The following is a 21,076-nucleotide window of genomic DNA, read 5'->3' on the forward strand; positions in this document are numbered from 1 at the left end:
CGGGGCAGGCGACCGGCACGCCGGTCGCGTGGAAATTCCGGTGACATTACCCGGATGCCGGAAGAGTACGTTCGGCCGGCCGACCAGGCGGAACACTTCGGATACTCAGCGGTAATTGTGCGGCTACTCAACTTCGGTGCGTGACGATGCGGGCGCGGACGGAATTCGATGGATATGCTGCGCGGATGAGTCGATGGAAGTTCGTCGGCCGAACCGACGAGCTCAACCGCCTGCTGGCGGCGGTGACCGGCGAGGCCGGCCGGGGGCTCTTCTTCAGCGGCAGCGCGGGCATCGGCAAGAGCCGGCTGCTGCGCGAAGGGGTCACCACCCTGCCCACCGACCGGTACGCGATCTGGTCCATCGCGGCGAGCGCCACCACGGCGGCGCTGCCCTTCGGTGGGCTGGTGCAGGTCCTCCCGACGGAGCAGCCCCAGGGCCTCTCCCCCGCCGGCATCCTCCGCTGGGCGCTGGGCGTTCTGCAACAGCAGGCCGCCGGCCGGCGGATCGTGCTCGCCATCGACGACGCGCACCTGCTCGACCCGCCCTCCGCGGCGCTGGTGCATCTGGTCGCCCGCGCCGACAACGCCACCGTCGTGGGCACCCTGCGCGACGGCGAACAGATCCCGCTGCCGATCCGCGCACTCTGGACCGACGACCTCGTCGAGCACGTCGAGCTGACCCCCATGCCACCGTCGGAGACCGCCGGCCTGCTGGCGGCGATCCTGGGCGGCCCGGTCGACGCCGGCTCCGCCGACCGGCTCGGCCGGCTGTCGGCCGGCAACCCGCTGCTGCTGCGCGAGCTGGTGCACGCCGCCAGCGGCAGCGAGGAGTTGAAGCGCACCTACGGGATCTGGAAGTGGACCGGGCGGCTGGAGCTGGCGCCCAGCCTCACCGAGCTGATCGACACCCGCGTCGGGCAGCTCACCGACGGCGTTCGTACGGTCGTCGAGCTGGTCGCCTTCGGTGAGCCACTCGGCCTGCACCTGCTCAACCAGGCCGCCGAGCAGTCCGATGTGGAGTGCGCCGAGGAGCGCGGCCTGATCACCGTCGTCCAGCACGACCGGCGGACCAACGTACGCCTGGCCCACCCGCTCTACGGCGAGGTGATGCGTCGCCGGTGCCCGGTCAGCCGCACCCGACGCCTCCAGGCGCACCTCGCCGAGCTGCTGGAACAGGTCGGCAAGCGCCGCCGCGACGACCTGCTGCGGGTGGCGGTCTGGCGGCTCGACTCGGGCACCGCACAGGACGCCGCCCTGCTCGTGGACGCCGCGATGCAGGCGTTCACCCGCTACGACGTACCGTTGGCGACCCGGCTGGCCCGCGCCGCGCTGAACGCCGACGGCGGCTCGGACGCGGCGGAGCTGCTGGCCACGATTCTGATGTTCGCCGACCGACCGGACGAGGCGATCACCGTTCTCGACGCGGTGACCCTGGAGGCCGGGGACGAACGGCGGCTCTGCCGGTGGCTGACCGTCCGCGGCATGGTCAGCTACTGGGGGCTCAGTCGAGAGTCCACGGTGGAGGAGATCGCGAGCCGGGTCGAGCAGCTCGGCGACTCGGCCGACCGCGCCCGGGTGCAAGCCTTCGAGGCGATCATGCGGCTGCACCGGCTCGACACGACCACCGCCGTCCGGCTCAGTCAGCGGGTGCTCGATCGGCCCGCGGCCAGCATCGCCGCCCGTGAACTGGCGCGCAGCACCATCGCGTACGTCCAGGCCGCCCAGGGGCAGCTGACGCGCAGCGGCGCGGCCATCGCGCAGGTGCACTCCGCCGTGGCCAGCTGGCGCACCGACATGCCGTACCTGCAACTGGCCCTGGAGCTGGCCCGCGGCACCCGGCTCATGCTCACCGGCGACCTCGTCGGGATCGACGCGATCGTGGCCGACGAGTTCGCCGACCTGGCCGGTGCCGGTGACTTCCGACTCGGCACCGGATACCTGGCCATCCTCCAGGCGTACGCCGCGCGGCTGCGCGGGCAGAGCGACTCGGCGATGCGGACGTCGTTGGGCGCCTGCGCGGTGCTGGCGACCAGCCGGGTCTACGCCGGTCTGGCCCAGGCCGAACGGGCCCAGGCGGCGGCGCTGCGCGGCGACGCGGCGCAGGCCGCCGAGGCGATGGCCGAGGCCGACCGCACCCACGCGCCGGGCATGGCGGTGCTCTACCCGTGGCTGGAGCAGGCCCGGGGTGCGGTGCTCGCCGCGTCGGGTGACCTGCCGGGCGCGGCGAAGCAGCTCAACGACCTGGCCGACCGGCTGCGCGCGGACGGTTTCGCCGGGCACGAGGTGCACGTTCTGCACGACCTGGTCCGGTTGGACCAGGCCGGCGCGGCGGTCGGGCCCACCTGCTCCGACGGTGGGCGGCGCACGGTGGCGCAGCGCCTCGCCGAGCTGTCCGAACAGGTGGACGGGGTGCTCCCGCCGCTGCTGGCCCGGCACGCCCGGGCCGCGGTGACCGACTGCGCCGCGGATCTGCTCGCGGTCGCCGACGACTACACCGCGCTCGAGCTGACGGTGTACGCCGCCGAGGCCACCGCCCAGGCTCTGCAGCGGCTACGCCAGCAACACTCGGTGACGGCCGGCGAGGCGCGCGAGCGTCTGGCGGGGCTGCTCGGCCGGTGCGACCTGATCCGCACGCCAGCGCTGCGGGCCGGAGCGCCGGTGCTGACCGAACGCGAGTGGCAGGTGGCTCGCCTCGCCGCGCACGGTGCGACCAGCAAGGCCATCGCCGAGCGGCTCTATCTCTCCGCCCGCACCGTGGAGAACCACCTGCAGCGGATCTACACCAAGCTCGGCGTGACCGGCCGGTCCGAGCTGTGGGCCGCGCTGCGGTCGATCCCGGGCCACGAAGGCGGCGGCGCGGGCTGAACCTTAGGCTGGGGCGGTGAGCACCCTCCGCCCCGCGCTGCTGACCGACCACTACGAGCTGACCATGGTCAGCGCGGCACTCAAGGACGGCACCGCCGACCGCCGCTGTGTCTTCGAGGTGTTCAGCCGTCGGCTGCCCAGCGGCCGGCGCTACGGCGTCGTCGCCGGTGCCGCGCGCCTGATCGAGCTGATCCGCGACTTCCGGTTCGACCCGGCGGAGGTCGATTTCCTGCGCCGCACCGGAGTGGTCGACGAGACGGCGGCGGCCTGGCTCACCGACTACCGCTTCACCGGCGACATCGACGGGTACGCCGAGGGTGAGCTGTTCTTTCCCGGTTCGCCCATCCTGACCGTCTCCGGCGGCTTCGCCGAGTGCGTGGTGCTGGAGACGCTGGCGCTCTCCGTGCTCAACCACGACTGCGCGGTGGCGGCCGCCGCGGCGCGGATGGTCACCGCCGCCCGGGGCCGGGCGCTGATCGAGATGGGATCGCGCCGGGCACACGAGGAGGCGGCGGTGGCGGCGGCGCGGGCCGCGTACCTGGCCGGTTTCCGGTTCACCTCCAACCTCGCCGCCGGCGAGCGCTACGGCATCCCGACGGCGGGCACTGCGGCACACGCGTTCACCCTGCTGCACGACGACGAGCGGGCCGCGTTCGCCTCGCAGGTGGCCACGCTGGGCAGGGACACCACGCTGCTGGTCGACACGTACGACATCAGCCAGGGCATCCGCAACGCGATCGCGGTGGCCGGGCCGGAGCTGCGGGCGATCCGGATCGACTCGGGTGACCTCGCGGTGATCGCGCAACAGTCCCGGGAACTGCTGGACTCGTTGGGCGCCACCGAGACGAAAATCATCGTCTCGGGTGATTTGGACGAGTACTCGATCGCGGCGCTGGCCGCCGAACCGGTCGACATGTACGGCGCGGGGACGGCCGTGGTCACCGGCTCCGGGGCGCCCACGGCAGGGCTGGTCTACAAGCTCGTCGAGGTCGAGGGCCGCCCGGTGGTGAAGCGCTCCGAGCAGAAGGCGACCATCGGTGGGCGCAAGGTCGCAGTCCGCCGGCACAAGCCCACCGGCACCGCCACGGAGGAGATCATCGTCCCGCAGGGTGTACCCGACCGGCAGGCCAACGACCGGATGCTCCAGCGCTCGTACGTGGTCGACGGCGAGCCCGTGGGTCTGCCCACCCTCGACGAGTCCCGGGAGCACCTGCGCGAGTGCCTCATCTCCATCCCGTGGGAGGGGCTGAAGCTCTCGGCCGGCGACCCCGCGGTGCCGGTCACCGTCGTACCCGCCGGCTGAACCGGCAGCACGATCGAGCCCTTGGGCGCATCTCGTCGTTAGGCAGAACGGAGCTTCCAGCGACAGGTTAGGGCGGGCCACCATGCCATCGACGCGGCGCGTACTCATCGCGATGCTGCCAATCCTGACGATGTTGAGCACGCCGGCGGCAGCGCAGTCGCACAGGCCAGTGGTCCCGGCAGAGGTGCCTCCGTGGCCGGTCATCACGAGCATCGACCCCTCGGAGGGCCCCGAGTCGGGCGGGAAGCAGGTCCTCATCCGGGGGGCAAACTTCGGGAACGGCACCTACCTGATCGTGACCTTCGGCGACACACTGGCGCCCGATCCGCAGTACAACCCCGACGGATCGGTGAGCGTGCTGACACCACCCCATCCAGCCGGGGTGGTGCTGGTGAGGGTGGACACCGGAATACCGAACGGCTCCGGCAAGTCCTACACCTACCTGCCGGACACCGACGAACCAGAGGCCCAGCCGCCCCCCGCCAACCCCGGGCCGGCACCGAGCGTCCAGCCGCCACCCGCCACCCGTCCGGGCACGTAGGCTTGCCGGGGAACCGGCCGGGCCCGCGCTCGTTTGAGGCCCCGGCAGCCGACCCCCGAAGGAGCGCTCCGGTGGGCACTGCCCTGATCATCGTGGACGTGCAGAACGACTTCTGCGAGGGCGGCTCGTTGGCCGTCGCCGGCGGGGCGGGGGTGGCCTCGGGCATCTCCCGGCTGCTCGCCAGGGAGCCGGACCGGTGGACACACGTGGTCGCCACCAAGGACTACCACATCGACCCGGGCGCGCACTTCGGCGATCCGCCGGACTTCGTCGAGTCGTGGCCCCGGCACTGTGTGGTCGGCACCAGCGGCTCGGAGTTCCACCCGGACCTGGAGACCGGTCGGGTCGAGGCGATCTTCCACAAGGGCGAGCACGCGGCGGCGTACTCCGGGTTCGAGGGGCACGCCGACGACGGCGAGTGCCTGGCCGACTGGCTGCGTCGGCACGACGTGGACCGGGTCGACGTGGTCGGCATCGCCACCGACCACTGCGTCCGCGCCACCGCGCTCGACGCCGCCCGGGAGGGCTTCGCCACCACCGTCCTGCTGGAGCTGACCGCCGCGGTCGCTCCGGAGACCACCGACGTGGCGCTGCGGGCGATGGACGGCGCTGGCGTGATCCTGCACGGCGAGCCTGTGATCAGGGCCGCATGAGGCGGTAATTGGTTGGCCAATGGTCCACCCTCCGTCGAGGATGTCGCCGGAGGTACGGACCAACGTGAACATGAAGCCTTACCGGGCAGCCCTCGCCCTGCCCGGCCTGCGGTCGCTGCTGCTGGTCGCCGTCCTCGCCCGCATCCCGCTCACGGCGACCGGGGTCACGCTGACCTTCCACGTCGTGCTCGACCTCGACCGGGGCTACGGCGCGGCCGGCCTGGTGGGTGCCGCCATCACCGTGGGCGCGGCGATCGGTGGGCCGCTGCTCGGCCGCCTGGTCGACCGGCGTGGTCTGCGTCCGGTGTTGGTGCTCACCGGCGTCGCCGAGGCGGTGTTCTGGACCACCGCGCCGTCGTTGCCGTATGCGCTGCTGCTGCCGGCCGCCTTCGTGGCCGGCTCGCTGGCCCTGCCGATCTTCTCGGTGGTCCGCCAGTCGATCGCCGCGCTGGTTCCGGAAGATCAACGACGGCCGGCGTACGCCCTGGACTCCATGTCCGTCGAGCTGTCCTTCATGATCGGCCCGGCGCTGGCGGTGGCCCTGGTCACCGCCATCTCGGCGCAGACCACCATGTACCTCGTCGGCGGCGGCATCGTCGCCGCCGGAATCGCCCTGTGGCTGGTGAACCCGCCGATCCGCGGCGCCGCCGAACCCGCCGGCCCCCGACGCCGGGTGCCTCGCCGGGAGTGGTTGACGCCCCGACTGCTCGCCGTGCTGGCGCTCAGCGCCGCCGCCACCCTGGTGCTCGGCGGCACCGACGTCGCGGTGGTCGCCGTCCTGCGGGCCAGCGGCGAGGTCGGCTGGACCGGCGTCGTGCTGGCCGGCTGGGCGATCGCCTCCCTGGCCGGCGGCTTCGCCTACGGGGCGGTGCACCGCTCGCTCTCTCCGCTGGCCCTCACCGCCGCACTCGCGCTCTGCACCATCCCGGTCGGATTGGGCGGCGCGCACTGGTGGCTGCTCTGCCTGGCGCTGATCCCGGCCGGCGCGCTGTGCGCGCCGACCATCGCGGCCTCCTCCGACGCCGTCAGCCGCCTGGCCCCGGCCGAGGTACGCGGCGAGGCCATGGGCCTGCACGGCTCGGCGGTCACCGTCGGCATCGCGGTCGGCGCACCGCTCGCCGGCGCGGTGATCGACGCCAGCGCGCCGCTCTGGGGCTTCGTGGTGACCGGGGCGCTCGGCGCGCTGGTCACCCTGATCGTGCTCCCCGGCGAGCTGCGCCGTCGTCGCCACGCCGACGCCCTCGCGTCGGTGCCGCCCACCGACGCCGAGCTCGCCGCCGCCACCCGCTGAGGGCAGCTCGGACGCGCGCCCGCTCGCGACGGCCACCGCCCAGAGCCGCCACAGCAGCGCTCCTGCGCTCACCGCTGCCACAGCAGTGCCCACCAGCGACACACCCGCCCTTACCGCCGCCCACCAGCGACACACCCACGCTCACCGCCGCCACAACGCGCTCATCCCCACAACGGCGCTCGCCGGCGGCGCACCTGTTGATACCAGGTATGACTGTGAGTCATAAATATGACTCACAGTCATATCGCTCAGCAGCACAACTCACGCCGGAGCCCACCGAACCGGGCGGAGCCGCCGGACCAAGCGACCGGACCAAACCGGGCGGAGCGGCCCGACCTGCGGGCTGGGCCGGCGACGGCATCCGGTTGAGCCGCGTGGACGAGGGTGGGTGCGGGCCGGACATGGCGACGGGCGCCGCTCCCGGGTGGTTCCGGGGGCGGCGCCCGTCGTACGGTCGAGCGGGTCGAGCGGGTCGAGCGTCAGCGCCGGTCGATGTCGCTGGCGGTGTCCTCGCGGTAGCTCGCGCCGCCGTCCGACTCGCTGGTGAGCGGCTTGGAGCCACCCTCCGGCGGGCCGGCCAGGCTCTGACCGGCGGCCAACTCCGGGAACTTCGCGTCGAACGCCGGCCGCTCGGAGCGGATCCGGGGCATCCGGTCGAAGTTGCGCAGCGGCGGCGGGCTGCTGGTCGCCCACTCCAGCGAGTTGCCGTGACCCCAGGGGTCGTTCACCTCGACCACTGGACCGGTCTTGTACGACTTCCAGCAGTTGTAGATGAACGGCAGCGTGGAGATACCGGTGACGAACGCGCCGATCGTGGAGATCATGTTCAGCGTGGTGAAGCCGTCACTGGGCAGGTAGTCGGCGTACCGGCGGGGCATGCCCTCGTTGCCGAGCCAGTGCTGCACCAGGAAGGTGGTGTGGAAACCGATCATGGTGAGCCAGAAGTGCACCTTGCCCAGGCGCTCGTCGAGCATCCGGCCGAACATCTTCGGGAACCAGAAGTAGATGCCGGCGAAGACCGCGAACACGATGGTGCCGAAGAGCACGTAGTGGAAGTGCGCCACCACGAAGTACGAGTCCGACACGTGGAAGTCGAGCGGCGGGCTGGCCAGCAGCACACCGGTGAGACCACCGAAGAGGAAGGTGACCAGGAAGCCGACCGCCCACAGCATGGGCGTCTCGAAGCTGATCTGGCCCCGCCACATGGTGCCGATCCAGTTGAAGAACTTCATGCCGGTCGGCACCGCGATCAGGTAGCTCAGGAAGCTGAAGAACGGCAGCAGCACCTGGCCGGTGGCGAACATGTGGTGCGCCCAGACGCTCATCGAGAGCGCGGCGATCGCGACGGTCGCGGCGACCAGACCCTTGTAGCCGAAGATCGGCTTGCGGGAGAAGACCGGAATGATCTCGCTGATGATGCCGAAGAACGGCAACGCCACGATGTAGACCTCGGGATGCCCGAAGAACCAGAACAGGTGCTGCCAGAGCATTGGCCCGCCGGTGGCGGGGTCGTACACGTGGGCGCCGAGGAGGCGGTCCGCGGCGAGCGCGAGCAGCGCGGCGGCCAGCAGCGGGAAGACCAGGATCACCAGGAGGCTGGTGACCAGGATGTTCCAGGTGAAGATCGGCATCCGGAACATGGTCATGCCGGGCGCACGCAGGGTGAGGATCGTGGTGATCATGTTCACCGCGCCGAGGATGGTGCCCAGGCCGGAGATGGCCAGACCCATGACCCACATGTTGGCGCCGACGCCGGGCGAGTGCTCGACGCTGCTCAGCGGCGCGTACGCGAACCAGCCGAAGTCGGCGGCACCACCAGGGGTGATGAAGCCGGCGGTCGCCATCGTGCCGCCGAACAGGAACAGCCAGTAGGCGAAGCTGTTCAGGCGGGGGAAGGAAACGTCGGGCGCGCCGATCTGGATCGGCACGATGTAGTTCGCGAAGGCGAACACGATCGGCGTCGCGAAGAACAGCAGCATGATCGTGCCGTGCATCGTGAAGAGCTGGTTGTACTGCTCGGGCGACAGGAACTGCAGCCCGGGTCGGGCCAGCTCAGCCCGCATGATCAGGGCCATCAGGCCACCGATCATGAAGAACGCGAACGCGGTGACCATGTACATGATCCCGATCTGCTTCGCGTCCGTGGTACGCAGCAGCCGCGCGATGGCCGACCCCTTGACCGGCTCCCGGACCGGCCAGGGCCGGGTCACGACCGGCTTGGGTGCGACGGTGGTCACGAGTGGCCTCCGGTTCTCGGTTGTCCCGCTCGGCACACGCTGATTATCTGCGGGCCGTCATCCGCAAGGAGGATAGTCCTCGGCAGGTCGCAACGCCGCGTGGGGTGGCGTGACACGATCTACTACGGGCCTACAGCGGGCCGACGAGCAATCGGTAGTGCTCCCCGAAGATCCGTCCGCCACGTCCGCGCAGCAGCGGGTCGCGCAGCGCCGGCGGCACGTCCCTGGTCCGGTTGCGGTCGCGGGTCCGGTCGGCCACCCAGCGCGTACGCGGGCGACGACGACTCTCGTACGCCACCAGCGCCGCCTCCACGCTGCCGGCGGCGCGCAGCGACTCGGCCAGCACCACGGCGTCCTCCAGGGCCATCGCGGCACCCTGGGACAGGGTCGGCGCGGTTGCGTGCGCGGCGTCGCCGACCAGCAGCACCCGCCCCCGGTACCAGCGGCCCAGCTCGACCTCGTCGGTGATCCCGGCGTGCACCCGGTCGAGCATCTCCAGCACCTCGGGCACGGGGCCCCGGTAGTCGGCGAAGAGTTCGCGCAGCCGGGCCAGCGGGTCGGCGGGCGGCTCGGTGCCCGCCTCGTCGGCGTAGCAGTGCAGCCGCCCCTGGCCGATCGGCACCAGCAGCAGACCGGAGCGCTGCCCGAGCAGGGCGGTCCAGCCGGTGACGGGCGGGCCGTCGCGCAGGACGGCCCGGTAGACGACGTGCCCGGCCGGGCGGGGCGGCCCACCGAGCGCGGCCAGGGCCCGGACCGAGGAACGCGGCCCGTCGGCGCCGATGACCAGGTCGTACTCGGTGCTGGTGCCGTCGGTGAAGGTGACCCCGACCGCGCGCGGCAGCAGATCGAGGGTGCGGACCTCGGCGCCGTGTCGGACGGCGCCGCCGGCGCCGCTGAGCAGCACCCGGTGCAGGTCCGCCCGGGGCAACGCCCGGCACTCGCCGACGCCGGCCCAGAGGGCGTCGAGGTCCACCTCGCAGAGGGGCAGCCCGGCGGCGTCGAAGAAGCGCTGCCGATGGATCACCTGCCCGAGCGGTCGGACCGGGTCGTGCAGGCCGAGCCGGCGCAGCGCGCGGGCGGCGTTGCCGGGCAGGTACAGGCCGGTCTCGGTGGACTCCCCCGGCGGCAGCTTGTCGGTGACGTCCGGCCGGAAGCCCGCCAGGCGCAGGGCCCGGGCCACGGCCAGGCCGGCGATGCCCGCGCCGACGATGAGAATGCGCAGGGGGGAGCCACCCATGGTGGTGTACGCCTCCGGAGGGGGAGCGGCACGCGTCGGAGGCAACACGCTACTCGGAGCGATCGGCGCACACCAGAGCCCGATCGGCCCGCCGGATCCGCTCGTCGGCGGTCCGCCCCGTTTAGCTGGCCGCCCGTCGACCCCCGTTCGGCGGCACGATGGCAATCCTCACATTTCACCAGTTTGACGCGGACGGTTGCGCCTCAGTTTCAGGCATGTAAATGTGTCGTTGAGCGTGGGAGCGCTCCCGCACCACCCCACCACATCCGGCGCCCGGCACGCGCCGAGTCAAGGAGCGTCATGAAACGTCAACTTCGGGCCCTGGCCACCGCCGGGCTGCTGGTCGCCAGCTCGCTCGTCGCCGTGACCCTCGGCGGCAGCGCCTCCGCCGACACCCAGATCTGCGAACAGTACGGCTCGACCGTCATCCAGGGTCGCTACGTCGTGCAGAACAACCGCTGGGGCACCACCGCCCAGCAGTGCATCAACGCCACCAGCAACGGCTTCGAGATCACCACGCTGAACGGCAGCAGCCCCACCAACGGCGCGCCCACGGCGTACCCCTCGATCTTCTTCGGTTGTCACTACACCAACTGCTCCCCCGGCACGAACCTGCCGATCCAGGTGAGCCAGATCAGCAGCGCCACCAGCAGCATCTCCTACCGGTACGTCAGCGGCGCCACCTACAACGCGTCGTACGACATCTGGCTGGACCCGTCGCCCAAGCGGGACGGGGTGAACCAGATGGAGATCATGATCTGGCTCAACCGCCAGGGTCAGATCCAGCCGATCGGCTCGGTGGTCGGCACGACCAACCTGGCCGGCCGGACCTGGGAGGTGTGGCGCGGCAGCAACGGCTCCAACAACGTCATCTCCTACGTCGCGTCGTCCGCGATCTCCAGCCTGAACTTCAGCGTCATGGACTTCATCAACGACACCCGCAACCGGGGCGCGATCACCAACTCCTGGTACCTGACCAGCATTCAGGCCGGCTTCGAGCCGTGGCAGGGCGGCGTCGGTCTCGCGGTGACCTCGTTCTCGGCCAACGTCAACGGCGGCGGCAACCCCACCAACCCGCCCCCGACCACGCCCCCGCCGGGCGGCAGCTCGGGCTGCGCGGTGAAGTACACCGCCAACTCGTGGAACAACGGCTTCACCGCCGACGTGCAGATCACCAACACCGGTTCCAGCGCGATCAACGGCTGGACGCTGAACTACAACCTGCCCGGCGGGCAGACCGTCACCAACGCCTGGAACGCCACGGTGAGCCAGAGCGGATCCGCGGTCACCGCCCGCAACGTCAGCCACAACGGGTCGATCGCACCCGGCGGCACGGCCAGCTTCGGCTACCAGGGGACGCTGAGCGGGTCGTACTCGTCCCCGACCAGCTTCTCGCTCAACGGCGCCACCTGCTCCCGCGCCTGAGCAGGATCACCACCGACAGGAGGGGCGTGACCATCTGGTCACGCCCCTCGCATTCAGCCCGCTGCGGCAGAGCTGACGGCACCGGCCGATTCTCAGATGATCCTCAAGAAATTGCACCTCGACGGCCGCTGGCGGCGCGGCTGGTGTGTGCTGTCGCTACTGATCATCCCCCTTGTTCTGGAGCCGCCCTCATGATAGATAGACGAAAGCCTGTCTTATCCGCCCTGCTCGCCACGGCACTCGTGGCGACCGTCGCCCCCCCGGCCCACGCGTCCGCGACCGGCTCCGGCGAGGAGCGCTTCCAGCCGAGTGTCACCTACGACCTGTCGGTGACCGACGCCGAGCGCGACGCGATCCACGCGGAGGTCGAGGCGTTGGCTGGACGCGTCAACAGCGCGCGGGCGGGAGACGGCACCTACGACCCGCTCAGTCTGATCGGGGCGATGCTGGATGGGTCGAGCTACGACTCCATCTCCCGAGGCGGCACGGCCGCCACGGCGTACCCCTTCCCGGTCAGCAACACCGAAGCCAACCAGAACGAGTACGACCGCAAGGTCGCCAAGCTCGCCTGGGTGGTCAAGCTGGCCACCGACCTGGGTTTCCCGGTGGTCGTCCAACGCCAGCCCGACAAGTACGTCTACGCAGAGATCGGTGACCCGGACGCCCCGGAGATGGTCATGGCGTTGAGCCACCTCGACTCGCCGACCGCTTCCGTCTCGCCAGCCCAACTGGCGCGCTGGCGGGACGCCGATGGCAGCCTCGGCACTCCTGGTGCGTACCACTCGCCCTATGTCCAGGACGGCTGGGTCTACGGGGCGGGCATCCAGGACGACAGCGGCCCGACGCTGGCGACGCTGCTCGCGGCCAAGGCGCTGCTCGAGGCGGGGTTGCCCCTCGACCGACGCATCCGCATCGTCATGGGAATCTACGAAGACGGCGGTCCCGGCACGCCCTCGACGACGAACACCGCCACCTTCCAGTCCATCCCGTACAACTCGAACCCGAGCTTCTACGACAACTGGGCCTACAAGAACCTCAACCGGGAGGAGATCCCGATTGCGGCCTACACCTCCGACTCGCGGTTCCCGGTAATCGTCGGCAACTCCGGATCGGTGACCCCGTCGGTGTCGATGAGCTTGGCCGCAGACAGCACCAAGGCCTTCCGGCTGACGAATGCCACAGCCGGCGTCACCCTGCGTGAAGGCGACCCGACGCTCAAGGACATCGCCTACGGCAGCACCACGCAGATCGCCTCGCGGGCCATTTTCACCCTCGATGTCGCGGGGGCCGGCTCCGCCGAGCGCGACCGATTCGTGGCGGCGATCACCGCCGCCGCGACCACGAAGGGTTGGCTCCCGGCTGCTCCCCGGACCACGCCCAAGGTGCAGACCACGATCACCGGCGACTCGCTCACGCTGGAGATCAACACTGATGTGGCGATGGAGATGCCGACCCCGCAGTACGGCAAGAACGCCGTCGTGTGGGGGATGTTCCTCATCTCTCAGGGACTTGGCGCCTTGGGAGGCACGACCGCCGACCTGCAGTTGAAGAAGGCCGCCGACGGTATCACCGACCTGTTCTTCCGCGATGGTGTCGAGGGCGAAGCCTATATCGGCAAGTACATGGGCATCCCGGCAAGCCTGCTGCGCAACCGGAGCAACGGCACGCCGAACCTGACCTTCGCCCTCATGGCGAACATCAACTCGGAGACCCCGACGAGCTTCTACACGGACGCCTCCGGCAGCCTCAGCATGCCGATGTACGTGCGCAGCATGCACGTCACCGCGGCTGACTCCGGCCAGGCGACGGCGGCGGTCACTGCCGCCTTCCAGGGCAAGGGGTTCACCATCGGGACCCTCGGGTCGCCCATCGGCGCCGGGTTGTACGTCACTCACGACAACCCGCTGACGGCCCTACAGTTCAAGAGCTACCAGGCTTCGATCAACAGCAGCCCGCAGGACTTCCCGGATCCCTATGCCCTCAGGGACGTGGTGTATCCGCAGGGCACGACCGGTGGCACTCTGGCCAGCAGCTTCCGCAACAAGATGACCGCCTTCGGCGCCGTCATCCCGGGTAACGAGCGCTGGTGGCACACCGCCAACGAGCGGATGAAGGTCGACTCGGCGGTGCAGATGACCAAGATCATGGCCGATGGCATGTTGGAGATGGCCCGGTACTCCGGGCCCGCCGGCGCCAAGTTCATGTGGGCGGACATGCCGGGGCTGAACGCCGACCGGGCGGACCTGGACCTGCTCGACGTCACGATCGGCACCTACAAGGACGCGTCGGGCGCTGTCGGCGCGAACCAGTTGGGTAACCAGGCCCTGCTCGGTGCCACCTCGTTCAACATCCCGATGTGGAACGGGCGCGGCAACTCGGCCCCGACGGCGGCGGCTTTCGCGCTGGGCCACGAGCCGGGAGGGGTCTACCTGCCCCTGACCGACCCCGAGTTCCAGAGCAGCACGTACGTGGCGCCGATGCGTCTGGAGTTCAAGGTGGAGCGCCCCGGCCACATGTCGGACGCGGCGTGGGCGACGTTCGTCGCCGGCGGCTACGGCGACTTCCGGTTCAACATTCTCGTCGGCGACAGGGTTGTGCCGCTGGCCGTTCCAGCGGGGCAGAGCGCGGACAAGTACTTCTCCTCGCGCATCTCGGCCAACAACCCCAACGCCATCTACCTGTCGGTCAACCTCGCGATCACCGATGCTCCGTACACCGGGGTGCAGGCCAAGCTCGCGGACTCCAAGGCGGACCTGTACAAGGTCAACCCGACGTACCTGGCCTCGAACCCGGATCCGTTCCCGGGGCGCGGGGCCACCGAACAGCGGGGCTTCTTCCAGTTCGGTGACGGGCAGAAGAACGCGGAGTTCTCGTCACCCGACGCGGTTTACGTGACTGTGGCCAACGCGGCCGTCGATGCGAAGCCGTCGGCGGTGGTGAAGAAGCTGAAGGGCAACACGAACGAGTTGATCATCACGGTGAAGCAGACCCGTATCGACGGCAGCGAGTCTGCCGTGACGGGCACGTTCACCATCAACAACAACGCTGCTGGCACTTACACCGTCGGCGATTACAAGGTGTACGTCGACACCAAGGGCAACACCCAGGTGCGGTCGATCTCCATCGTGTGATGTAGCTGCTGTGGTCGAAGCCACCCTCGTGATCCACTCGGATTCGTAAAGTCGGGGCGTCCTTGCGCCTGGGACACCCCGACTTCGCGGAATCCGAGTGGATCACGCTACTGACGTCCGCCGCCGGGCTGTTCCGGGCGGCGGATACGCTCAGACCCGGGTCAGGCGTACGGCGTCGGCGATGACGAGCCCGGTCGCGTTGCTCCAGCGGCTCACCGCCACCCGGTTGGCGTCGCCCGCCGGCAGGGTGAACGTGCCGAGGACGCGCCACTGCCCGCCGGTCACCCGCTGGTCGACGTACACCGTGCGGTTGCCGGTGGTGGTGGCGACGATGTACGGCGTGGCGCTGTTGTAGCCGCTGTTCGTCGGCCACCACGCCTCGACCTGGTAGGAACCGGTCGCCGGCACGTTGAACCGGTACCAGGCCGGATCGCTGGCCGCGACCGGGTCGGCGTAGCGGTAGTCGGCGCCGTACCGCTGGCTGGAGAACGTCGACACGCCCCAGCTCGCGCTGGCGGTGAACCGGCCGGAGGTCGTGTTGTCCACCGTGGACGACCACGCCGTACCGCCGGCCATCTTCGCGGCGACGTCGGCGCGCATCACGTTCAGGTCGATGAAGGACGGGTCGATCTTGCCGGTGGTGCTGGTCTCCCGGTGGCCTCGGGCGTAGCTGCTGTCCCGGCCGAGGCGGGTGAGCACGGCGGCGGTCGCGGCGATCGACGCGCGGTACTGCGCGGCGGTCATCTCCTGGTCGACGCCGTTGTAGTCGATCTCCCACCCGATCATCAGGGTGTTGCCGTCCCCGGCGGGGATGGGTCCACTGCCGCCGCTGACCCCGGCGTGGTTGCACCGGCCGGCGGAGATGACGTGGAAGACGCCGTTGTAGTCGACGAGCGCCTGACAGAGCGGGCCGGCCAGGTCGGAGCGGCCGTTGATGCAGATGCCGAGCGCCGGGTGCGGGTTGCTGGCGCTGGACGTCGAGGCGGTGTGGTGCCAGAGCACCCCGATCGGGTCGAAGGAGCCGGGCCGCATCCGGTTGAGCCAGTCACCCTCGACGACGACCTGGACACCGGCGCCGCGCAGGACGTCCACCAGCCAGGGAATCGTCGCCATCAGGACTCCCGGAGAAGGTCGGCCAGGCACTCGGCCTTCGGCGCGGCGCTCGCCGGGGCGGGTCGGACGGCGAGGGTGGTCAGCGCGGCGGCCACCAGGGCGGGGATGCCAAGCACCCCACGACGGCGCAGACGGACGGACGGGGATCGGGCCATGGCGGTCCTCCAGCGGCGACGGGTCACACGCATCGATGAGCGTGATGACGGCACGCTATACCGTCATGAGCGTCGATGTCGACACCCTTCACAGCCGGGCCGCGTGGTGAAGGATTCCGCCGATTCAGGCGTCGCCGAGCGCGTCGATGTCGCGCATCTCCTCGGCCGTCAACGAGAAGTGGAAGACGTCGAAGTTGGCGCTGATCCGCTCCGGCGTCACCGACTTCGGGATCACCACGATCTCGTGGTCGATGTGCCAGCGCAGCACCACCTGCGCGGGAGAGACGCCGTGCGCCCCGGCGATCCTGGTCAGCACCGGATCGCTGAGGTCGCTGGTCTTGAAGGGGCTGTACCCCTCCAGCACCACGCCCCGGTCCCGGTGCTCGGCGTGCCGCTGCCGGTCGTACAGCGCGGGGCTCCACCGGATCTGGTTGACCGCCGGGTTCTCCTCCGTCGACTGGATCAACTCGTCGATCTCGTTCGTGCTGTAGTTGCTGACCCCGACGGCGCGGGTCAGGTTCTCGTCCCGGGCGGCCAGCAACTCCCGCCACAGCGGGATGCTGTCCGCCGGGGACGACGGCGGCCAGTGGACCAACCAGAGGTCCACCTGGTCGACGCCGAGCGCCTCCAGGCTGGCCTCCAACGTCTCGCGCTCCCGGCCGATCCGGTCCGGCGGGAGCTTCGTGGTGATGAAGATGTCCTCGCGACGCAGCTCGCTCTCCCGGACCGCTCGGCCGACCTCCCGCTCGTTGCCGTACATGGTGGCGGTGTCGAGGTGCCGGTAGCCGGTGTCGAGCGCGGCCAGCACGGCGTCGTAGCCCGCCTGGCCGGTCGCCTGCCAGGTGCCGAAGCCGAGCAGGGGCATCCGCACGTCACCCGAGAGCAGGGCGGTGGGCTGGTCACTGAGGTCCATGAGGTCCGTTCTACCCCGCCACGCCCCCGGACGCCGAGCGAACCGGACACTCCGGCGGTCAGCACAATGGCCCGGTTTGCCGGAGAATGCGGGTGTGACGGACCGGCTGCAGGAGTACCGACGCCGCCGCGACGCGGCCCGTACGCCCGAGCCGGTGCCGGAACGCGCCCCCACGGCGACCGGGCCCGACGAGGGCGCCGGCCGCTTCGTCATCCAGCAGCACCACGCCCGGAGCCTGCACTGGGACCTGCGACTGGAGCACGAGGGCGTGCTCGCGTCCTGGGCGGTGCCGCGCGGCCTGCCCCGCGACCCGGGCCGCAACCACCTCGCCGTGCACACCGAGGACCACCCGATGGAGTACCTCGACTTCTCCGGCGAGATCCCCGCCGGGGAGTACGGGGGCGGCCGGATGGTCATCCACGACCGGGCACCGATCCCGCGCCGCCGGGTTGGACCGCGATGCCCGAGCTGGTCCGCCCGATGCACGCCACGCCCGCCGCCCGGCTCCCACGGGACCGCGCCGACTGGGGATACGAGCTGCGCTGGGACGGGGTCCGCGCCATGGCGTACGTCTCCGGCGGCCGGCTGCGGCTGCTCTCCGAGACCGACGAGGAGATCACCGGCGGCTACCCGTGGCTACGCGCGATGGCCGAGGCGCTGGCGCCCACCGAGGCGGTGCTCGACGGCGTGCTCGTCCGCATCGACGGCTCGGGCCGGGTGCGTCCCGCCCGTCCGGCCAGCGGTGGCCGGGTCCCGGCCGGCGCCCAGTTCCTGCTCGTCGACCTGCTGTGGTTGGAGGGCGTGAGCAGCGTCGACGTCCCGTACGCGCAACGCCGGGAACTGCTCGATGGGCTGGCGTTGGCCGGTACGCACTGGCAGACTCCGCCGTGGTTTCCCGGTGCCGGCGACGAGGCCCTGCGTACCGGGCGGGAGCAGGGGCTGCCGGGTGTGGTCGCCAAGCGGCTGGACTCGGTGTACGAGCCGGGCCGGCGCAGCCGACGGTGGCTAAGCATCGACGCGGCCTGACGGCGAGGAGCGACGTGTACCTGACCCATCTCGACTGCCCACGCTGCGGCCTGGAGTACGCCGCCGACAAGCCGCAGAACCTCTGCGGGTGTGGCTCGCCGCTGCTGGCCCGCTACGACCTGCCGGCGGTGGCGAAGGCGGTCACCCCGGAGCGTTTCCCGTTGCGCCCGGCCGACCTGTGGCGGTACCGGGAGCTGCTGCCCGTCGCCGATCCCCGGCATGTCACCACGCTCGGTGAGGGCTGGACGCCGCTGCTGCGCGCCCCGTCGTACGGCGCCGAGATCGGCATCGCGGACCTGATGGTCAAGGACGAGGGGTTGATCCCGACCGGCTCGTTCAAGGCACGCGGCGCCGCGGTAGGCGTGAGTCGGGCTCGCGAGTTGGGCGTCGAGCGGATCGCGATGCCCACCAACGGCAACGCCGGTTCGGCGTGGGCGACGTACGCGGCGCGCGCCGGGATGGGCGCCACGATCGTCATGCCGCTGGCGGCGCCGACCATCTGCCGACGCGAGTGTGTGGCCGCGGGGGCCGATCTGCGTCTGGTGGACGGGCTGATCAGCGACGCGGGCCGCCGGGTGGCCGAGCTGATCGCGGAGTCGGGCGGCGCGATCTTCGACGCCGGCACGCTGCGCGAGCCCTACCGCCTGGAGGGCAAGAAGACGATGGGGTACGAGATCGTCGAGCAGCTCGGCTGGCAGGTGCCCGACGTGATCATCTATCCGACCGGTGGCGGGGTCGGCCTGATCGGCATCCACAAGGCGCTGCACGAGATGCGCGAGCTGGGCTGGGTCGGCGACAAGCTGCCCCGGCTGGTGGCGGTGCAGTCGACCGGCTGCGCGCCGATCGTGCGGGCCTTCGCCGCCGGTGAGTCCCGGGCCCAGCCGTGGGAGGACGCGCACACGGTGGCGTTCGGCATCACCGTGCCGTCCCCGTTGGGTGACGAGCTGCTCCTGGCCGCGCTGCGGGCGGCCGCCGGCACCGCGGTCGCCGTCGACGACGCGGAGATCCTGACCGACCTGCGGGACTTCGCCGCCCGCGAGGGGCTGCTGCTCTGCCCGGAGGGCGCGGCCTGCCTGACCGCGGCGCGGCAGCTGCGCGCCGGTGGCTGGATCCGCGCCGGCGAACGGGTGGTGGTGCTCAACACCGGCGCGGGGCTGAAGTATCCGGAGACGGTGGACGTCTCCGGCGTACCCGTTATGGCCTGAGCCGGCACCCCACGGACGGCGGGGTGCCGGCGGCCGGGCCTACTGGTAGGTGATGTCGGACGGCGTGTGGAAGCAGTTGACGCCGTCGGCGCCCTCGCCGATCTTGGTCGGCTCGCTGCCCTTGGGTACGCCCGGCGGCCCGGTCAGAAGCTGTTCGGCTCGGTCAGCCGCCACGCCGCGTTGATCAGCCCGATGTGTGACAGCGCCTGCGGCATGTTGCCGAGCTGCGCACCGGTGCTCAGGTCGATCTGCTCGCTGAACAGGCCCACGTCGTTGGCGCGGCCCACCACGCGCTCGAACAGTTCCTCGGCCCGGCGCGGCTCACCCGCCATCACCAGGCACTCCACCAGCCAGAACGAGCACATCAGGAACCCGGCCGGGTCGGTCGTCCACCGCCGGACCAGCCCGTCGTCGGTGCCCAACTCCCGCTCCACCATCGCGATGGTCGATCGCATGCGCGGATCGGTCGCCGGCAGGAAGCGCGCCACCGGCAGTGTGAGCACCGAGGCGTCCAGCTCCGCCGAACCGAACGAGTCGGTGAACGCCCCGATGCGGTCGTTCCACCCGTCGCGCAGCACCGCCGCGCGGATCTCGTCGCGTACGCCGGCCCAGCGACGCGGGTCGGCCCGTTCACCGAGCTGGTCGGCGAGCCCCACCGCCCGATCCATCGCCAGCCAGCAGGAGACCTTCGAGGATACGTAGTGCCGCTCCTCCTCCCGGGTCTCCCAGATGCCCCGGTCCGGCAGGTGCCAGGTCCTCGCCACCTGTTCGGTCAGACCGAGCACCATCTCCCGCAGCTCCCCCTCGAACGTCGTGCCGAGGTAGTCGCGCAGCCTCCACACCGCCGATATCACCTCACCCGGCACGTCGAGCTGCCGCTGCTTCCAGGCGTCGTTGCCGACCCGCACCGGGCGGCTGTCGCGGTATCCGCGCAGGTGATCGCAGTGGTGCTCGGAGAGGTCACGTTCGCCCTCCAACCCGAAGAGGATCGGTACCGGTTCGTCGCCGATCCGGCCGATCGACCGGGCCGCCCAGGCGAACAACCGCGACGCCTCGTCCGGGCAGGCCGCCACCCAGAGCGCGCGCATGGTCAGCGAGAAGTCCCGCAGCCAGGAGTAGCGGTAGTCGTAGTTGCGGTCGCCGCCGATCTGCTCCGGCAACGAGCTGGTCAGCGCCGCGGCCACCGCGCCGCTGCGGGCGTACGTGAGGCCGCCCAGCACGGTCGCGCTGTGTCGGACCAGCTTCGGGTACCGGCCGGAGTACCCGTGCGACTGCCGGAACGCCTCCCACGCCCGCGTCGTCTCGGCGAGGGCGGCCAGCGGGTCCAGCCGAACGGGCGGCGTCCCGTACGTCTGACCGAACGCCACGTCCATTCCGACCACCTGGCCGGCGGAGACCTCGAACTCGTGGGTCACCCGATCCTCACCGGCCCGCAGCGGCAGGTCACCGGCGCGCAGCACCAGCACCACCGGGCCGGCGCCGGCCAGCACCCCACCGCCGGGCTGCTCGTGCAGATACGGCGTGAGCAGCCCGTACTCCGGGCGGGGAGCGAAGTCCAGCGCCATCCGCACCCGCCCGGACAGACCCTCGACCACCCGAATGAGCACAGCGGGTGAGTTCTTGCCCAGGTCGTGCGCGCGGGCGCCGATCTCGGCGGCGAGCGCGTCCGTCACCGCCACGCTGCCGTGCGGCGTGTGGTGCACCGTCCGCAGGACCAGCGTGTCCGGTCGGTACGCGCGCTCGACCCGGTAGCCGGGGCCACCGGCGCCGACCGGCGCCAACCGGAAGTGCCCCCCGCTCGGGTCGAGCAGCCGCCCGAAGACCGAGGCGCCGTCGAACCGGTGGGGGCACCACCAGTCGATCGAGCCGTCGATCCCGACCAGCGCGCCGGAACGGGCGTCCGAGAGGAACCCGTAGTCGGAGATCACCGGCTGTGTCACCCGCCGGGCGTACCCGGATCGGCCCGGTTCAGGCCGCCGCCG

At 71.0% G+C, this 21,076-nt stretch carries 15 protein-coding genes and 1 pseudogene; 9 read left to right on the forward strand and 7 right to left on the reverse strand.

The genetic code is table 11. The features are described 5' to 3' along the window. Window positions 1–185: 185 nt before the first annotated feature. From OG505_RS21075 to OG505_RS21095, 5 genes are all read left to right on the forward strand, one after another. Entirely contained in the window at window positions 186–2,864 is a 2,679-nt protein-coding gene (locus OG505_RS21075; protein WP_405426813.1) for a LuxR C-terminal-related transcriptional regulator, read from the forward strand. Window positions 2,865–2,880: 16 nt separating this feature from the next. Beyond that, a complete protein-coding gene (locus OG505_RS21080) occupies window positions 2,881–4,167 on the forward strand; it encodes a nicotinate phosphoribosyltransferase (RefSeq protein ID WP_405426815.1) in 1,287 nt (428 codons plus the stop codon). A 112-nt stretch (window positions 4,168–4,279) separates the two neighbouring features. Beyond that, window positions 4,280–4,708, forward strand: a complete 429-nt coding sequence (locus tag OG505_RS21085; RefSeq protein WP_405426817.1) for an IPT/TIG domain-containing protein — start codon at window positions 4,280–4,282, stop codon at window positions 4,706–4,708. A gap of 71 nt (window positions 4,709–4,779) precedes the next feature. After that, window positions 4,780–5,361: an isochorismatase family protein gene (locus OG505_RS21090; RefSeq protein WP_405426819.1), complete on the forward strand. Its 582-nt coding sequence runs from the start codon at window positions 4,780–4,782 to the stop codon at window positions 5,359–5,361. 40 nt (window positions 5,362–5,401) lie between these two features. Beyond that, window positions 5,402–6,652 carry an MFS transporter gene (locus OG505_RS21095; RefSeq protein ID WP_405426821.1) on the forward strand — a complete coding sequence of 417 codons (1,251 nt, stop codon included), beginning with the start codon at window positions 5,402–5,404 and terminating at the stop codon, window positions 6,650–6,652. 479 nt (window positions 6,653–7,131) lie between these two features. Here OG505_RS21095 and ctaD read toward each other — a convergent pair whose 3' ends face one another. Then, window positions 7,132–8,889 carry a cytochrome c oxidase subunit I gene (gene ctaD, locus OG505_RS21100; RefSeq protein ID WP_405426823.1) on the reverse strand — a complete coding sequence of 586 codons (1,758 nt, stop codon included), beginning with the start codon at window positions 8,887–8,889 and terminating at the stop codon, window positions 7,132–7,134. A 130-nt stretch (window positions 8,890–9,019) separates the two neighbouring features. Beyond that, on the reverse strand, window positions 9,020–10,126 hold the full coding sequence (locus tag OG505_RS21105) for an FAD-dependent monooxygenase (RefSeq protein WP_405426825.1): 1,107 nt from the start codon (window positions 10,124–10,126) through the stop codon (window positions 9,020–9,022). Window positions 10,127–10,426: 300 nt separating this feature from the next. Between OG505_RS21105 and OG505_RS21110 the strand changes: the two genes are divergently transcribed. Together OG505_RS21110 and OG505_RS21115 are read left to right on the forward strand one after the other, a co-directional pair. Further along, the gene (locus tag OG505_RS21110) at window positions 10,427–11,551 is read left to right on the forward strand and encodes a GH12 family glycosyl hydrolase domain-containing protein (RefSeq protein WP_405426827.1); all 1,125 of its coding nucleotides are present in this window, start codon (window positions 10,427–10,429) and stop codon (window positions 11,549–11,551) included. A 191-nt stretch (window positions 11,552–11,742) separates the two neighbouring features. Continuing rightward, window positions 11,743–14,682: a hypothetical protein gene (locus OG505_RS21115; protein ID WP_405426829.1), complete on the forward strand. Its 2,940-nt coding sequence runs from the start codon at window positions 11,743–11,745 to the stop codon at window positions 14,680–14,682. A 150-nt stretch (window positions 14,683–14,832) separates the two neighbouring features. Here OG505_RS21115 and OG505_RS21120 read toward each other — a convergent pair whose 3' ends face one another. The 3 genes from OG505_RS21120 to OG505_RS21130 form a co-directional block, all read right to left on the reverse strand. After that, entirely contained in the window at window positions 14,833–15,795 is a 963-nt protein-coding gene (locus OG505_RS21120; protein ID WP_405426831.1) for an N-acetylmuramoyl-L-alanine amidase, read from the reverse strand. Then, entirely contained in the window at window positions 15,795–15,950 is a 156-nt protein-coding gene (locus OG505_RS21125) for a hypothetical protein (RefSeq protein ID WP_405426833.1), read from the reverse strand. Before OG505_RS21125 ends, OG505_RS21120 begins: the two co-directional genes overlap by 1 nt. A 124-nt stretch (window positions 15,951–16,074) precedes the next feature. Continuing rightward, on the reverse strand, window positions 16,075–16,863 hold the full coding sequence (locus tag OG505_RS21130) for an aldo/keto reductase (protein WP_405426835.1): 789 nt from the start codon (window positions 16,861–16,863) through the stop codon (window positions 16,075–16,077). 94 nt (window positions 16,864–16,957) lie between these two features. On the opposite strand from OG505_RS21130, the pseudogene OG505_RS21135 reads away from it, so the two are divergent. Next, window positions 16,958–17,889: pseudogene (locus OG505_RS21135) on the forward strand (DNA polymerase ligase N-terminal domain-containing protein). A 14-nt stretch (window positions 17,890–17,903) separates the two neighbouring features. Beyond that, on the forward strand, window positions 17,904–19,094 hold the full coding sequence (locus OG505_RS21140) for a threonine synthase (RefSeq protein WP_405426837.1): 1,191 nt from the start codon (window positions 17,904–17,906) through the stop codon (window positions 19,092–19,094). 39 nt (window positions 19,095–19,133) lie between these two features. Here OG505_RS21140 and OG505_RS21145 read toward each other — a convergent pair whose 3' ends face one another. Next, entirely contained in the window at window positions 19,134–19,268 is a 135-nt protein-coding gene (locus OG505_RS21145) for a hypothetical protein (protein ID WP_405426839.1), read from the reverse strand. After that, window positions 19,238–21,034, reverse strand: coding sequence for a glycoside hydrolase family 15 protein (locus OG505_RS21150; RefSeq protein WP_405426841.1), 1,797 nt, complete (start codon window positions 21,032–21,034; stop codon window positions 19,238–19,240). The genes OG505_RS21145 and OG505_RS21150 overlap by 31 nt, the downstream gene beginning before the upstream one ends. Between the last annotated feature and the right edge of the window lie 42 nt (window positions 21,035–21,076).

Source organism: Micromonospora sp. NBC_00617 (genome assembly GCF_045161355.1).
Classification (GTDB): domain Bacteria; phylum Actinomycetota; class Actinomycetes; order Mycobacteriales; family Micromonosporaceae; genus Micromonospora.